A 15,563-nucleotide genomic window follows, 5' to 3' on the forward strand; every position below is an offset into this window, starting at 1 on the left:
TGCGAGGAGAGCGACCCAGCCATGCCCAGATCCAGCAGCGAGATCAGCAGACGGGCCCTGATGACCGGGGTGTCCGCCCTGGCCGTCGCCGAGGGCGTCCTCGCCGCGACCGACGCGAGCGCGGCGCCCACCGCACCCACCGTGTCCGTCGTCCTCGGTGACGCGCGGTACGCGGAGCTCGCCACCGGCGTGAACAAGCGGTGGGCGGCCACGCCCGAAGCCATCCGCCTCGTCGCCTCCACGGAGCAGGTGGTGCAGGCGGTGACGGAGGCCGTGCGCGCCAAGAAGCGCGTGTCGGTGCGCAGCGGCGGCCACTGCTACGCCGACTTCGTCCACCACCCCGACACCGACGTCATCATCGACACGTCCGCGCTGAACGGGATCGCCTACGACCCCGCCCGCAGCGCCTTCGCCATCGGCGCCGGGGCCCAACTGGGGCAGATCTACGAGGCGTTGTACAAGGAGTGGGGGGTGACGATCCCGGGCGGCGCATGCCTGACCGTGGGGATCGGCGGTCATGCGAGCGGCGGCGGGTTCGGCCCGCTGACGCGGCGGTTCGGGCTGGTGGCCGATCACATCGAGGCCGTGGAGATGGTGGTGGTCGACGCCTCGGGGAGGGTGCGTACGGTCGTCGCCTCGCGCGCGCCCTCGGACCCGCACCGCGACCTGTGGTGGGCCACCGCGGGTGGCGGCGGCGGGAGCTTCGGCGTCATCACCCGCTACTGGTTCCGCTCCCCCGGCGCGACCGGAACCGCACCGGGCCTCCAACTGCCCGCCCCGCCCCGCGAGGTGCTGGTCAGCCTGACGGAGATCCCGTGGAGCCGGCTGGACGCCCCGTCGATGGCCCGCCTGGTCCGCAACTTCAGCACCTGGCACGTGGACAACGGCTCGACCTCCTCCCCCTTCATCTCCCTCTCCGGCTATCTGCTGATGCGCCAGGGCGCGACCGGCGGCGTCGCCCTGTTCACCCAGGTCGACGGCACGGACCCGGACGCCGACCGGCTGCTCGCCGACTACGCCGCGGCCCTCACCGCCGGCACCGGCCTCGCCGCCTCCTTCCCGTCCCGCCGCGTCCCGTGGCTGGCCTCGACGAAGCTGCTCGGCACCAGCAGCCCGGTCCTGCTGTACGACCACACGCTGCGCAGCGCGGTGAAGACGGCGTGGCTGAAGGGGAGTTTCACCGACGCCCAACTGGCCGTCATGTACCGCCACTTGACCCGCACGGACTATTCGAACCCGAACGCCGTCATCTCCCTCAACGGCGGCGGCGGCCGCACGAACGACACCGCCCCCGGCGCCACGGCGATCCCGCACCGGGACGCGGCCCTGATCGCCCTGTACGAGAACTTCTGGATCGACCGGCGCGAGGACGACAAGCACCTCGCCTGGCTCCGGGACCTGTACCGGGAGTCGTTCCAGGACACCGGCGGCGTCCCCGTCCCGAACGACCTGACCGGCGGCTGCTACATCAACGACCCCGACCCCGACCTCTCGGACCCCGCCTGGAACACCTCGGGCGTGCCCTGGCACACCCTGTACTGGCGGGCGAACTACACCCGCCTCCAGCAGGTCAAGGCCCGCTGGGACCCGACGGACTTCTTCCGCCACTCCCAGTCGATACGACTCCCGTAGGGCGAAGGAGGACCGCTCACCCGGGCCAGACGATCGCCTGCACCTCGCTGTAGGCGTGCAGCGCGTACGACCCGACGTCCCGGCCCACGCCGCTCTTCTTGAACCCGCCGAACGGCGCCTCCATGTTCCGCCCGACGGTGTTCACGCCGACCCCGCCCGCCCGCAGCCGCCGGGCGACCCGGAAGGCGCGGGCGACGTCGCCGGACCAGACGTAGTCGATGAGGCCGTAGTCGGAGTCGTTGGCGAGGGCGATGCCCTCCTCCTCGTCGTCGAAGGGGACGACGGTCACGACCGGCCCGAAGATCTCCTCGCGGGCGACCCGCATCGTGTGGGTGCAGTCCGCGAGGAGGGTCGGGGCGACGTAGAACCCACGCTCGTACGACGGCCGTTCACCGCCCACGACGACCGTGGCCCCTTCCTTGCGGCCCAACTCCACGTACGACTCCACACGCTCCCGGTGCGGGGCGGAGATCACCGGCCCCACGACCGTGTCCGCCTCCCGCGGGTCCCCGACCCTCAGCCGCCCGGCGTAACCGGCCAGCCCCTCCACCAGCCGCTCGTACACCCCCCGTTGGGCCAGTACGCGCGTCGGCGCGGTACAGATCTGCCCGCTGTAGAAGGAGAAGGTGGTGCCGATCCCGGCCACGGCCGAGCCGATGTCGGCGTCATCGAAGACGACGGCCGCGCCTTTCCCTCCCAGCTCCATCAGCTGCCGTTTCATGCCGCGCCCGCACACCTCGGCGATGCGCTGTCCGACCGCCGTGGAGCCGGTGAAGGAGACCATGTCGACGTCCGGGGAGTCCACGGCGGCCTCACCGACGTCGACCGAGCGCCCGGAGACCACGCTGAGCACGCCCCGCGGCAGCCCGGCCGCCTCCAGCGCCTCCGCCATCCGGTAGACGGACAGGGGGTCCTGCGGGGCGGGCTTCACGACGACGGTGTTGCCCATCGCGAGGGCGGGGGCGATCTTGCCGGCCGGGTTGGCCCACGGGTTGTTGTACGAGGTGATGCAGGTGACCACCCCGACCGGCTGCCGTACGGCCAGCGCGCCCATCACCCCGGCCTTCCCCATCGGCCCGGCCTCGTTGATCTGCGGCGGGATCGCCCACTCGGCGCTCTCCACGCGCGCGTACCGCCGCAGCCGGGCGACCCCGACGCCGACCTGCATCGCCCGCGCGGTGCCGGTCGTCGCGCCGGTCTCCGCCTGGGCGAGTTCGGCGTACGGCACGAAGCGGCCGGCGATCACGTCGGCCGCCCGGGCGAGGATCGCCGCCCGCTCCTCGGGCGCCGTACGCGACCATGACCCGAAGGCCTCGCGGGCCGCGGCGCAGGCCGCGTGCACCTGATCCCGCGAGGCCTCCGGCGCCCACCCGACGGTCTCCTCGGTGGCCGGATCGACCACGGCGTAATGCCCGCCGTCCGGCTCACTCCACTCACCCCCGATGAACAGCCGCTCCCTCACCGGGTGCTCACCGTCCGGGTGTCCCGCCCCGAGCGCAGCACCTTCCCGGGCACGGCCCCGCTCACCGCGTCGTCGCGGATCGCCTCGACCCCGTTGACCCACACGGCCCGTACCCCGAGCGCCTTGGAGTCCAGCCGCGGACTGTCACCCGGCAGGTCGTGCACCAGGGTGGCCGTGCCCGCGCCGATCCGCTCCGGGTCGAAGAGCACCAGGTCGGCATGCCAGCCCTCCCGTACCTGCCCCCGCTCGCGCAGCCCGAACAGCCGCGCCGGGTCGTCGGTCAGCATCTTCACCGCCTGCTCCAGGGTGGCGAGCTTCCGCCCGCGCAGACAGTCCCCGAGGAACCGGGTGGTGTACGGCGCCCCGCACATCCGGTCCAGATGCGCCCCCGCGTCCGAGCCGCCGAGCAGCACGTCCTCGTGCTGCCAGGTCTCGGCGCGCAGCGCCCAGGAGGCGGGGTCGTTGTCGGTGGGCATGGGCCACAGGACGGTACGGAGGTCGTCGGCGGCGCAGATCTCGACCAGACACTGGAACGGGTCCTGCCCCCGCTCCTCGGCGATGTCCCGCACGACCCGGCCGCTGAGCCCACGGTTCGCCTCGCTGTAGGTGTCGCCGATGACGTACCGCCCGAAGTTCGCGAGCCGCCGGAAGACACCCGCCTCCTTGGACTGGGCGCGCTCCAGCATCCCGGCCCGTACGTCCGGGTCGCGGAGCTTCTCGATCCGCTCGGGCACGGGCAGGCCGAGGATCGGTCCCCAGCCGGGGATGAGGTTGAGCGCGCAGAAGGTGCCCAGGGACATGTTCATCGGCGTGAGGATCGGCATGGTGAGGGCGACGATCCGCCCGCCGGCCTTGCGCGCCTGCTCGCTCGCGAACAGCTGACGCGGGACGCGTTCGGGAACGCCGGCGTCGATGGTGAGCACGTTCCAGTTGAGCGGCCGCCCCGCCACCGCGCTCATCTCCACGAACAACTCGATCTCGGCGTCGCTGAACTGGTCGAGACACCCGGCGACGATGGCCTCGATCTGCGTCCCTTCGTGCTCGCCGACGGCCTTGGACAGCGCGACGAGTTCGGCGGGAAGGGCATGCCGGGAGGCGACGGGCTTCCCGTCCCCATCGGAATGGGTGGTCGACTGGGTGGTGGACAGCCCCCAAGCCCCCGCGTCCATGGCCTCATGGAACAGCCGCAGCATGGCGCCGAGTTGCTCGTCACTGGGCTGCCCGCCGATGGCCTCCGCCCCCATCACATACCGCCGCAGCGCACAATGCCCCACCATGAACCCGGCGTTGACAGCGATCCGCCCTTCGAGAGCATCGAGATACTCCCCGAACGACTCCCAACTCCAGGGCGCCCCCTCCTCCAACGCGACCAGCGACATGCCCTCGACCTTGGACATCATGCGCCGCGTGTAGTCGGCGTCCACCGACCGCAAGGGAGCCAACGTGAACCCACAGTTCCCGGCGGCGACGGTGGTGACCCCGTGGTTGAGGGAGGGCGTGGCGTACGGGTCCCAGAAGAGCTGGGCGTCGTAGTGGGTATGGGGGTCGACGAACCCGGGGGCGAGGACGAGGCCATGAGCGTCCTCACTGGTACGCGCCTCTTCGGTGACGCTCCCGACGACGGCGACACGCCCGTCACGAATACCGACGTCGGCGGTGAAGGCGGGCGCACCGGTGCCATCGACAACGGTCGCCCTTTTGATGAGGTGATCGAGCATGAGGGCCCCCTTCAACTCCGGGTGGGCGGAAGGCTTTTAGGGGCGCGGGGAACTGCGCGACCAGCCACAACGCACCCGCACCCCGCAACGGCGATCAAGAGGCAGCCCGGAACCGGGACGTCCGATGCACCGGATCCGTGTCGATCTTCGGAATCACGCGCTCCCCGATCAACCGAATCGTCTGCAACGTCTCCTCCTTCGGCACCCCCACCGGCAACCCGAAGCTCAACTGATCCGCCCCGGCCTGCTCCCACCGCTTGCACTGCGTGAGCACCTCGTCCGGATCCCCGCAGATCAGCAACTCCTCCTCGATCAACAGCTCCACGAACTCGGGCGTGTACTCGGGCAGCGTCTCGGGCCACACCGGGAACCCCTCGGGCCGCGGGAAGGTGTCGTGGTACCGGAAGACGAGCGACGGCAGGTAATGCAGCCCGCCGTTCACGGCGATGGAGATCGCCTCGTCATGCGTAGGCGCACAGATCGCGGTCGTCGTCACCATCACGTTGTCGTTGACGAAGTCCCCGACCGGCTCGGCGTTCACGACGGAGTTCTTGTACTGCTCCAGCACCCACTCCATGTCGGACACCTTCTGGATGCTGAACCCCAGCACCCCGAGGCCCTTCTTCGCCGCCATGGCGTACGACGGCGGCGACCCGGCCGCGTACCACATCGCCGGGTGCGACTTCCCGTACGGCTTCGGCAGGACCTTGCGCGGCGGCAGCTGCCAGTGCTTGCCCTGGAAGCCGACGTACTCGTCCTGGAGCCACATCTTGGGGAACTCGGCGATGGTCTCTTCCCAGATCTCCTTGGTGTAGTTCATGTCGGTCACCCCCGGTATGAACCCGAGGATCTCGTGCGACCCGGCCCCGCGCCCGGACCCGAACTCGAAGCGCCCTTCGGAGAGATGGTCGAGCATGGCGACCTTCTCGGCGACCTTCACGGGGTGGTTGACCTGGGCGAGAGGGTTGAAGATCCCGGAGCCGAGGTGGATGCGATCCGTGGCGTGCGCCAAATACCCCAGGAACACGTCGTTGGCCGACAGATGCGAGTACTCCTCCAGGAAGTGGTGCTCGGAGGCCCAGGCGTACTTGAAGCCGGACTTGTCCGCCTGGATGACGTACTCGGTCTCCTCCATCAGCGCCTTGTGCTCGGCGAGCGGATCGGTCTGGGCGCGTTTGCCCACGTATCCCTGTACAAAGAGCCCGAATTCCACGGCGGTTCACCATCCCAAGACAGGTGGGTCTGCTGAGTGCTACGACTTTCTGACGTACCGTCAGAAAGGTCAATACCTGGCCGCCCAATACCTGACGCCCAGTCAGACGACACTGACCCCCGCCAGCCACCCGCCGTCGATCACGAACGGCTGCCCGGTGATGTACGACGAGTCCTCGCACGTCAGGAACAGCGCGAGCCGCGCCACCTCCTCCGGCCGGCCGATCCGCCCGAGCGGCACGAGCTTGCGGTACAGCTGGTCGAGCGCCCGACTCATCCCCTCCACGTCGGCCCCCGGGTCCAGTTGGGCCGGGTTGGACATGGCGGTGTCGATGGCACCGGGGCACAGGGCGTTGACGCGGATGCCCCGGTCGGCGAGTTCCAGGGCGGCGACCCGGGTGAGGCCGAGGACGGCGTGCTTGCTGGCGGCGTAGCTGCCGACGGCGGCCATGCCGGTCACACCCGTGTAGGAGGCGGTGTTGACGATGGTGCCACCGTCCTCCATGACCGGCGCGACGGTCTTGATGCCGAGGAAGCAGCCGACCTGGTTGACCCGCACGACCTGCATGAACTCGTCGAGGGGCGTGTCGACGAGGGAGTTGAAGCGCAGGATGCCGGCGTTGTTGACGAGGCCGTCGACGCGGCCGAAGGCGTTCTTGACGACGCCCACGGCGTCCCGCCACTGCTCCTCGTCGCCGACGTCGAGATGGACGTACCGCGCCCCGATGTCCCGCGCGAGCGCCACCCCTTGCTCATCGAGCACATCGGCGAGGACGACCTCCGCCCCCTCCTCCCGGAACAGCCGCGCCTCCTGCTCCCCCTGTCCGCGTGCCGCGCCGGTGACGATGACGACGCGTCCGTCCAGCTTGCCCATCCGGCATCTCCTCAGAGGTGGGGCGCCACTTCGGTCCCGAAGGCCGCCATCTGGTCGGTGAGTTCGGTACGGCCGCGGCTGCGGAACCGCACCTGGATCTGGTGCACGCCCATCGCGCGATAGGCCCGCAGGGACTCGGCGAGCGCGTCCGGAGGGCCGGTGAGAGTGCGCCGCCCGACGTCCCACCCAGGCCGCCCAACGTAGAGAGGCTCGACGATGGCGCCGACGGTCAGCGGCGTCTCGATGCCCGCCTCCTCACGCATCCGCGTCAGCTCGGCGATCTGCGCGGGCAGCCGGTCCCGCGGATCCCCCTGCGGCAGCCAGCCGTCCCCCTTGAGCGCGGCCCGCCGGACGGCGGCCGGCGAGGACCCGCCGACCCAGAGGGGTACGCGCGACTGGGCGGGGCGTGGCCGCTGCCCCAGCCCCTGGAAGTCGTAGAACTTCCCGTGATGCTCGGGGAACTCCTCGGGCCCCAGCGCGACCCGCAGCGCGTCCACGCACTCGTCGAGCAGCGCGCCTCGCTGCCGGAAGTCCAGCCCCAGCACCTCGAACTCCTCGGCCACGTGCCCGGCCCCGACCCCGAGAATCAGCCGCCCGCCGCTGAGATGGTCGAGGGTGGCGTACTGCTTGGCACTGAGCAGCGGATGCCGCAGCCCGACGACGGCGACATGACTCAGCAGCCGGATGCGCTCGGTCACGGCGGCGAGGTGGGCGAGGGTGGCGACGGGGTCGTACCAGACCGTGCTCATCGCGGAGGCGAGCCGGCGCGGGATGGCGACGTGGTCGCAGCTCGCGATGTACGCGAACCCGGCGCTCTCCGCGGCCCGGGCCACGGCGACGAGATCCTCCGGGCCCGCCCCGGCCTCCCAGGGCTCGGTGTAGATCGTGCTCTGGGACTGTACCGGCAGCTGGGTTCCGTACTCGATCACCGCGGGCCGTCCCACAGTCCGTCGGGGGTGAGCCCGAGCAGGTCGATGGCGTTGCCGCGGACGATGCGTTCGATCGCGGCCGGGTCCAGGTGGCCCATCTGGGCCTCGCCGACCTCCCGCGACTTGGGCCAGGTGGAGTCGGAGTGGGGGTAGTCGGTCTCGTAGAGGACGTTGGCGAGGCCGATCGCGTCGAGGTTCCGGAGGCCGAAGGCGTCGTCGAAGAAGCAGCCGTAGACGTGGTCGGCGAAGAGTTCGGACGGCGGCCGGTGGACCTTGTCGGCGACCCCGCCCCAGCCGCGGTTCTCCTCCCAGACGACGTCGGCGCGTTCGAGGATGTAGGGGATCCAGCCGATCTGCCCTTCCGCGTACATCACCTTCAGGTTCGGGAAACGCTCGAACTTGCCGCTCATCAGCCAGTCGACCATCGAGAAGCAGCAGTTGGCGAAGGTGATGGTGGAGCCGACGGCGGGCGGGGCGTCGGCGGAGGTGGAGGGCATCCGGCTGGAGGAGCCGATGTGCATGGCGATGACGGTGCCGGTCTCGTCGCACGCGGCGAGGAACGGGTCCCAGGCGTCGGTGTGCACGGAGGGCAGGCCGAGGTGCGGGGGTATCTCGGAGAAGGCGACGGCGCGGACGCCACGGGCGGCGTTGCGCCGCACTTCGGCCGCCGCGAGCGAGGCGTCCCAGAGCGGGATGAGCGTCAGCGGTATCAGCCGCCCCCGCGCCTCGGGCCCGCACCACTCCTCCACCATCCAGTCGTTGTAGGCCTGGATGCACAGCAGCCCCAGCTCGTGGTCGGCGGCCTCGGTGAAGGTCTGGCCGCAGAAGCGCGGGAAGGTGGGGAAGCACAGGGCGGACTGGACGTGGTTGACGTCCATGTCGGCGAGCCGGGACGGGACGTCGTACGACCCCTGCCGCATCTGCTCGTAGGTGATGATCTCCAGCTTGATCTCGTCCCTGCTGTAGCCGACGGCGGTGTCGAGGCGGGTGAGCGGGCGGTGCAGGTCCTCGTACACCCACCAGTCGCCGACCGGGCCGTCGGTCTGGCCGGGGGTGCCCATGACGGGCTTGAACCGGCCGCCCAGGAAGGTCATTTCCTTCAGCGGGGCGCGGACCACGCGGGGGCCGACGTCCAGGTACTTCTTCGGAAGCCGGTTCTGCCAGACGTCGGCGGGCTCAACGGTGTGGTCGTCGACGGAGATGATCAACGGGAAGGTGGTTCCGGTGGCGGTCTCCATGGGGGCCACGGTAGCGCTGATCTGACGACCCGTCAGCTATGGTGACGGCGCCCGGTCCTGATGGTTTGTGCGCGGAATTGTGCGGAGAGCGCGTGAGGGGCTTGTGATTTACCGCGCGCCTGTCTGTGATCGCCCCCTCCACAGCTGACGCATCTGCCATGAACAAGGCAAACTGGCGGGGTTGCTCACAGTGTTTAGGGGGACGCGATGGACGGTCTACCGCGAGTGCCTGAGCAGCGGCGTCCAGGCTCCTCGGCGGAGCCCGTGCCGCCGCTGCGCTTCAGCGTGCTCGGACCGGTGCGCGCCTGGCGCGGCGAGGAGACCCTCGCGATGGGCTCGCCCCAGCAGCGGGCCCTGCTCGCGGCCCTGCTCCTGCGGGAGGGCCGTACGGCCACCGCGGCGGAGTTGATCGACGCCCTGTGGGGGGAGGAGCCCCCGTCGCAGGCGCTGGCGGCCGTGCGGACGTACGCCTCCCGGCTGCGGAAGGTCCTCGACCCCGGCGTGCTGGTCAGCGACGCGGGCGGTTACGCGATCCGTTCGCTCGGCGAGGGCGCGCTGGACGTGACCGTGGCGCAGGAGTGGGCGACGGAGGCGGAGAAGGCGCGGAGTGCGGGCGACCTGTCCCACGCCCGTGAAGTGCTCGCCCGCGCCCTGGCGCTGTGGGACGGCGAGGTGCTGGCAGGGGTGCCGGGCCCGTACGCCTCCTCGCAACGGGTCCGGCTGGAGGAGTGGCGCCTCCAACTCCTCGAATCCCGCCTCGACATGGACCTGGAGCAGGGCTGCCACGCGGAGGCGGTCTCCGAACTGACCGCCCTGACGGCCGCGCACCCGCTCCGCGAACGCCTGCGCGAGTTGCTGATGCTGGCGCTGTACCGCTCCGGCCGGCAGGCGGAGGCCCTCGCGGTGTACGCGGACACGCGGCGCCTGCTCGCGGACGAGCTGGGCGTCGACCCGCGGCCCGGCCTGAAGGAACTCCAGCAGCGCATCCTCCAGGCGGACCCCGGCCTCGCGGAACCGTCGTCCCCACACTCGGAGCCCGCGGCGACCCAGGTCCGCCCCGCCCAACTCCCGGCGACGGTCCCGGACTTCACCGGCCGCGCGTCCTTCGTGGCCGAGCTCGGCGACGTGCTGGCCTCCTCCGAGGGCCGTGTGATGGCGGTGTCGGCGCTGGCGGGCATCGGCGGCGTGGGCAAGACGACCCTCGCCGTCCATGTCGCCCATCAGGCCCGCTCGGCCTTCCCCGACGGGCAGTTGTACGTCGACCTCCAGGGCGCGGGGCAGCGGGCGTCGGAACCGGAGACGGTCCTGGGCGCGTTCCTGCGGGCGCTCGGCACCGCGGACTCGGCGATCCCGGACTCGCTGGAGGAGCGGGCGGCGCTGTACCGCTCGGTGCTGGACGGCAGACGGGTCCTGGTCCTGCTGGACAACGCGCGGGACGCGGCACAGGTCCGCCCCCTGCTGCCCGGCACGGAAGGCTGCGCGGCGCTGGTGACGTCCCGGGTCCGGATGGTGGACCTCGCCGGCGCGCATCTGGTCGACCTGGACGTGATGTCCCCCGACGAGGCGCTCCAGCTCTTCACACGGATCGTCGGCGAGGAACGCGTGGCCTCGGAACGGGAGGCGGCCCTGGACGTGGTGGCGGCCTGCGGCTTTCTCCCCCTGGCGATCCGCATCGCGGCGTCCCGGCTGGCCGCCCGCCGCACCTGGACGGTCTCGGTCCTGGCGGCGAAGCTCGCGGACGAACGCCGCCGCCTCGACGAACTCCAGGCGGGCGACCTGGCGGTGAAGGCCACCTTCGAGCTGGGCTACGGCCAGCTGGAGCCGGCGCAGGCCCGCGCGTTCCGGCTGCTGGGCCTGGCGGACGGCCCCGACATCTCCCTCGCCGCGGCAGCGGCGATCCTGGACCTGGACATCGACGACACCGAGGACGTCCTCGAGTCCCTGGTGGACACCTCCCTGCTGGAATCGGCGGCACCCGGCCGCTACCGCTTCCACGACCTGGTCCGCCTCTACGCGCGTGCATGCGCGGAACGCGACGAGTGGCCGCCGGAGGAGCGGGGGGCGGCGCTCTCCCGGTTGCTGGACTTCTATCTGGCGACGGTCGGCGGGGTGTACCTGATCGAGCGGCCGGGGGACCGGCTGGTGGCCCACCTGGAGCAGGCGGCGTATCCGGGGCTGGTGTTCTCCGACCGGCACGCGGCGCAGGACTGGCTGTACGCGGAGGCGGTGCCCCTGCTCGCCTGCATACGGCAGTCCGCCCAGGCCGGTTCGCTGCGGCGGGCCGTCGACGTCCTGTGGGCCGCCGTCGACCTGGCCGAGTCCGGCACCAACTCCAAGGAGTACGAGGCGGTCGCGGCCCTGCTGCGGGAGGTGGCCCAGGAATCCGGCGACACCCGGACCGAGGCCCGCGCCTCGGTCGCGCTCGCCTTCGTCCACCAGCACTCGGACAGCAGGTTCGACCTCGCCTCCCGGGAGGCGGAGCGCGCCGCCGAGCTGGCACGCGAGGCCGAGGACCCGCTCACCGGCTGCTGGGCCGCGAACATCGGCGGCGTCATCGCGCTCTACCAGAACCGCAACGAAGAGGGCATGGCGTACTTCACCCATGCCATCGAGAGCTTCCGGGCCCTGGGCGACCGCCCCGGCGAGGCGAGCGCCCTGTGCAACCTCTCGCGCATCCATCTGGCCACCGGGCGGACGGAGAGCGCGGTCGAGCTCGCGCAGCAGGGCACGGCGATGTACGACGACATGGACCACGCCTTCAAGGGCGCCAACGGCCGGTACGCCCTGGGCCTCGCCCTCACCCAGAGCGGCAGGCTCGCCGAGGCGACCGAATGCCTCCAGCAGGCCCTGCGGGTGTTCCGCGACAGCCGCCAGCGCCTGTGGGAGGGCATGACGCTGTTCCGGCTCGCCGAGCTCGACCTCGCGGCCCGGCGCCCCGCGCAGGCGGCGGCCCACGCCGAGACGGCGCTCAGCCTGCTGCGCGGCATCGGCGGCGACTGGCGGCACGGCAACGTCCTGACGGTGCTCGGACGGGCCCTCGCCGGGATCGGACAGCTCGGCCGGGCCCAGGTGTGCTGGCGGGAGGCCCTGGAGATCTTCGACGCGCTGGGGTCCGCGGAGGCGGACGCGGTCCGCACCCTGCTGCACCCGAGCGCGGTCGCCTGAGCCGACCGGCCCTGCCCGCGCGGGCCGCTCTGACCGGCGAGAAGACGCGTTCATCATTCGTTTATCGCCGCCCGGCACTCTCTGCTGTGTCGAGCCGTCGCGTCGGGGGGCAGACGGAGCGACGACAGGCCGGACCTCTAGGGTGAACCGGCCCAGCTGGATCCGCCCGGCAACCCTCGGGGGAGTTGCCGGGCGGATCCAGCCCATCCATCGCACCACACTGTCAGGGGAGCCAGCGCATGAGCGACGAGACCACCACGGACAACGTGCACGCCACGGGCGAGCCGACCGGCGACGCGACGACCGACAACGTCCACGCCACCACCGAGCCCGTCACCATCAAGAACGTGCACGCGACCAGCGACCCGCTCAAGCTGAGCGAGGGCACGGGCGAGGCCACGACGGACAACGTCCACGCCACGGACAACCCGGCCTGACCCACACGAACCTTTTCCCGCACGGGGATCGGCCGCGGCGGCGCGGAGGGGGAGCCGCCGCGGCCGAAGCATGCGTTGTCACCAATCGCCCCCTGCCCGCAGCTCCCCCTTCACCACCTTCCCGCTCGCGTTCCGCGGCAGCTCCCGCACGAACTCCACCGCCCGCGGCACCTTGTAGTTCGCCATCTCCCGTCGCGCCCACGCGATCAGGTCGTCGCCCGTCAGGACGGCCGCGTCCCTTCGCACCACGTACGCCTTCCCGACCTCGCCCAGCCGTGCGTCCGGTACGCCGATCACCGCCACGTCCGTCACATCCGGGTGCAGGGACAGCAGCTGCTCTATCTCCGCCGGGTACGCGTTGAAGCCGCCGACGATGAACATGTCCTTCAGGCGGTCGGTGATCCGCAGGTTCCCGGCGGCGTCCAGGACCCCCACGTCGCCCGTGCGCAGCCACCCGTCCGGGGTCAGCACCTCCGCCGTCGCCGCCGCGTCCTCGAAGTAGCCCCGCATGACGTTGAAGCCGCGCACCAGGACCTCGCCGGGTTCGCCCGGCGGCGCCTCGACGCGGACCTCAGTGCCCGGGATCGCCCGGCCCGACGTCGAGGCGATGACCGACGGGGCGTCGCCGCGGCGGCACATCGTGACGATGCCGCTCGCCTCCGAGAGGCCGTACGCCGTCAGGACCGTCGAGACGCCGAGTTCGTCCCGCAGCCGTTCGACCAGGGTCAGGGGGACGACCGTGGCACCCGTCACCACCAGGCGCAGCGCCGAGAGGTCGTACGAGGTCCGCGCCGGGTGGTCCAGGAGGGACTGGAGGAGCGTCGGCGGGCCCGGGAGGACCGACACCGCCTCCGAGGCGATGTTCGCCAGGACCGTGTCCACGTTGAACACCGGCTGCGGGATCATCGTCGCGCCCCGCATGAGGCAGGCGATCACGCCGGCCTTGTAGCCGAAGGTGTGGAAGAAGGGGTTCACGATGAGGTAGCGGTCGCCCTGGCGAAGACCGGCCAGGTCGCTCCAGATCTCGTACGCCCGCAGCGTCTGCGCGTGGGTGATCACCGCGCCCTTCGGGCGGCCCGTCGTACCCGACGTGAAGACGATGTCCGACGGCCACGCCCCCTCGACCGCCGCCGCGCGCTGCCGCACCTCCGCGGTCCTCACCCCGTCCCCGCTCGCCAGGAAGTCCTTCAGCGTGCGGTAGTCCGCCGGGGCGTCGTCCGCGAGCACCACCACCTGGTCCAGCGCCGGCAGGCCCTCCCCCACCGCTCGCCGCAGCGACGCCACGTACGACGTCCCCAGGAACGTACCCGTCACGAACAGCAGCCGCGCCCCGCTGCGGCGCAGCACGTCCGCCGCCTCCGCGCCCTTGAAGCGGGTGTTGAGCGGGACGAGGACGGCTCCCGCGGAGACCGCGCCGAGCGCGGACACGATCCAGTCGAGGGTGTTGGGGGCCCAGATCGCCACCCGGTCACCGGGTTCGACGCCGTTCGCGATGCAGGCCGCCGACGCGCGCTCCACGCGCGCGCCCAACTCGGCGTACGTCACCCGCGTACGGCCCTCCACCACCGCCTCGACCTCCGGGTACCGCTCGACCGCGGACCGGACGAGTCCCGGAACGCCGCCCCACTCCAGATCACCGCGCACAGCACGCCTCCCAACCCCGGAGCTGACTACCCGTCAGATTAGCTGTACCCTGACGGCCTGTCAGCAGCCCTTCAGCAGCGTGGAGGTGGGTGCGCATGGCCGGGATCAAGGACGCCACCGCGATCGTCGGGATAGGTCAGACCGCCTTCGCCAAGCAACTCCCCGAGGACGAGCGGACGCTCGCCTGCCGTGCCGTCGTCGCCGCCCTCGACGACGCCGGGATCGACCCCGGCGAGGTCGATGCCCTCGCCTCCTTCACCATGGAGGAGACGGACGAGGTGGAGCTCGCGAAGGCCGTGGGGTTCGGGGACCTCACCTTCTTCAGCCGGGTGGGGTACGGGGGCGGCGGCTCGTGCGCGACCGTCGCGCACCTCGCCACCGCCATCGCCACCGGGCAGGCGTCCGTCGGCGTCGCCTGGCGGTCGCGGAAGCGGGGCAGCGGGCCCCGGCCGTGGCGCAACACCGTCGCCCAACTCCCCACGCCCGCCCAGTGGACCCGGCCCTACGGTCTGCTGCGGCCCGTCGACGAGATCGCCATGCTGACCCGCCGGTACATGCACGAGTACGGCGCGACCCGGGACCACCTGTTCAACGTCGCCCTCGCCTGCCGCAACCGCGCCAACCAGAACCCGGCCGCCGTCATGTACGACCGCCCGCTCACCCGCGAGATGTACATGACCTCGCGCTGGATCAGCGAGCCCCTCTGTCTCTTCGACAACTGCCTGGAGACGGACGGGGCGTTGGCGTGTGTCGTGGTCAGCAGGGAGCGGGCGCGGGACTGCCGCAAACCTCCCGTGTACGTCCACTCCGCCGCCCAGGGGCTCCCCGCCCAGCACCACGGCATGGTCAACTACTGGAACGACGACCCCCTCACCGGCCCGTCCTGGGCCACCGCCCGACACCTGTGGAAACACGCCGACTTCACCCCCGAGGACGTCGACGTCGCCCAGATCTACGACGCCTTCACCGCCCTCATCCCGCTCTCCCTGGAGGGGTACGGATTCTGCGGGCGCGGGGAGGGCGGCGCCTTCACCGAGCAGGGGGCGCTGGAGAGCGGCGGGCGGCTGCCGATCAACACCGGGGGCGGCGGGCTCAGCGAGGCCTACGTCCATGGGTTCAATCTGATCAACGAGGGTGTGAAACAGCTCAGAGGGACCAGTACCGCCCAGGTGCCCGGTGCCGCCACCTGCCTGGTCACCGCCGGTGAGGGCGTCCCCACCTCCGCACTGCTGCTGACGAACAGGAGCTGACC

At 71.4% G+C, this 15,563-nt stretch carries 11 protein-coding genes; 4 read left to right on the top strand and 7 right to left on the bottom strand.

Annotated features, from left to right (window positions below; genetic code table 11):
• Positions 1-21 precede the first annotated feature (21 nt).
• Positions 22-1,632: an FAD-binding oxidoreductase gene (locus CRP56_RS18480; RefSeq protein ID WP_097265446.1), complete on the top strand. Its 1,611-nt coding sequence runs from the start codon at positions 22-24 to the stop codon at positions 1,630-1,632.
• A 16-nt stretch (positions 1,633-1,648) separates the two neighbouring features.
• Here the strand turns inward: CRP56_RS18480 and CRP56_RS18485 are convergent, their stop codons facing one another.
• From CRP56_RS18485 to CRP56_RS18510, 6 genes are all read right to left on the bottom strand, one after another.
• Positions 1,649-3,094, bottom strand: coding sequence for an aldehyde dehydrogenase family protein (locus CRP56_RS18485; protein WP_257040823.1), 1,446 nt, complete (start codon positions 3,092-3,094; stop codon positions 1,649-1,651).
• On the bottom strand, positions 3,091-4,812 hold the full coding sequence (locus tag CRP56_RS18490) for an N-acyl-D-amino-acid deacylase family protein (RefSeq protein WP_097265448.1): 1,722 nt from the start codon (positions 4,810-4,812) through the stop codon (positions 3,091-3,093). The genes CRP56_RS18485 and CRP56_RS18490 overlap by 4 nt, the downstream gene beginning before the upstream one ends.
• Before the next feature lie 94 nt (positions 4,813-4,906).
• Positions 4,907-6,025, bottom strand: a complete 1,119-nt coding sequence (locus CRP56_RS18495; RefSeq protein ID WP_097265450.1) for an LLM class flavin-dependent oxidoreductase — start codon at positions 6,023-6,025, stop codon at positions 4,907-4,909.
• Positions 6,026-6,127: 102 nt separating this feature from the next.
• Positions 6,128-6,898 carry an SDR family NAD(P)-dependent oxidoreductase gene (locus tag CRP56_RS18500; RefSeq protein WP_097265452.1) on the bottom strand — a complete coding sequence of 257 codons (771 nt, stop codon included), beginning with the start codon at positions 6,896-6,898 and terminating at the stop codon, positions 6,128-6,130.
• 11 nt (positions 6,899-6,909) lie between these two features.
• Positions 6,910-7,827: an LLM class F420-dependent oxidoreductase gene (locus tag CRP56_RS18505; protein ID WP_097274207.1), complete on the bottom strand. Its 918-nt coding sequence runs from the start codon at positions 7,825-7,827 to the stop codon at positions 6,910-6,912.
• Positions 7,824-9,065, bottom strand: a complete 1,242-nt coding sequence (locus CRP56_RS18510) for an amidohydrolase family protein (RefSeq protein ID WP_097265455.1) — start codon at positions 9,063-9,065, stop codon at positions 7,824-7,826. The genes CRP56_RS18505 and CRP56_RS18510 overlap by 4 nt, the downstream gene beginning before the upstream one ends.
• A 207-nt stretch (positions 9,066-9,272) precedes the next feature.
• Here CRP56_RS18510 and CRP56_RS18515 point away from each other — a divergent pair, with 207 nt between their 5' ends.
• Both CRP56_RS18515 and CRP56_RS18520 read left to right on the top strand, forming a co-directional pair.
• Complete coding sequence (locus tag CRP56_RS18515; protein WP_097265457.1) at positions 9,273-12,230, top strand: AfsR/SARP family transcriptional regulator; 2,958 nt, start codon at positions 9,273-9,275, stop codon at positions 12,228-12,230.
• Positions 12,231-12,469: 239 nt separating this feature from the next.
• Positions 12,470-12,667, top strand: coding sequence for a hypothetical protein (locus CRP56_RS18520; protein ID WP_097265459.1), 198 nt, complete (start codon positions 12,470-12,472; stop codon positions 12,665-12,667).
• A gap of 78 nt (positions 12,668-12,745) precedes the next feature.
• Here CRP56_RS18520 and CRP56_RS18525 read toward each other — a convergent pair whose 3' ends face one another.
• Positions 12,746-14,311 (bottom strand): FadD3 family acyl-CoA ligase, encoded by a 1,566-nt coding sequence (locus CRP56_RS18525; protein WP_097265461.1) that lies wholly within the window; start codon positions 14,309-14,311, stop codon positions 12,746-12,748.
• 95 nt (positions 14,312-14,406) lie between these two features.
• Here CRP56_RS18525 and CRP56_RS18530 point away from each other — a divergent pair, with 95 nt between their 5' ends.
• Complete coding sequence (locus CRP56_RS18530; RefSeq protein ID WP_097265463.1) at positions 14,407-15,561, top strand: lipid-transfer protein; 1,155 nt, start codon at positions 14,407-14,409, stop codon at positions 15,559-15,561.
• The last annotated feature ends 2 nt before the right edge of the window (positions 15,562-15,563 follow it).

The sequence above is a fragment of the Streptomyces sp. TLI_55 genome (assembly GCF_900206255.1).
GTDB lineage: Bacteria > Actinomycetota > Actinomycetes > Streptomycetales > Streptomycetaceae > Streptomyces > Streptomyces aquilus.

Bases quoted from the DNA above. Each gene is read 5' to 3' on its own strand.
- CRP56_RS18520 (WP_097265459.1), top strand. From the start codon at position 12,470: ATGAGCGACGAGACCACCACGGACAACGTGCACGCCACGGGCGAGCCG.
- CRP56_RS18515 (WP_097265457.1), top strand. From the start codon at position 9,273: ATGGACGGTCTACCGCGAGTGCCTGAGCAGCGGCGTCCAGGCTCCTCG.
- CRP56_RS18490 (WP_097265448.1), bottom strand. From the start codon at position 4,812: ATGCTCGATCACCTCATCAAAAGGGCGACCGTTGTCGATGGCACCGGT.
- CRP56_RS18530 (WP_097265463.1), top strand. From the start codon at position 14,407: ATGGCCGGGATCAAGGACGCCACCGCGATCGTCGGGATAGGTCAGACC.
- CRP56_RS18480 (WP_097265446.1), top strand. From the start codon at position 22: ATGCCCAGATCCAGCAGCGAGATCAGCAGACGGGCCCTGATGACCGGG.
- CRP56_RS18510 (WP_097265455.1), bottom strand. From the start codon at position 9,065: ATGGAGACCGCCACCGGAACCACCTTCCCGTTGATCATCTCCGTCGAC.
- CRP56_RS18500 (WP_097265452.1), bottom strand. From the start codon at position 6,898: ATGGGCAAGCTGGACGGACGCGTCGTCATCGTCACCGGCGCGGCACGC.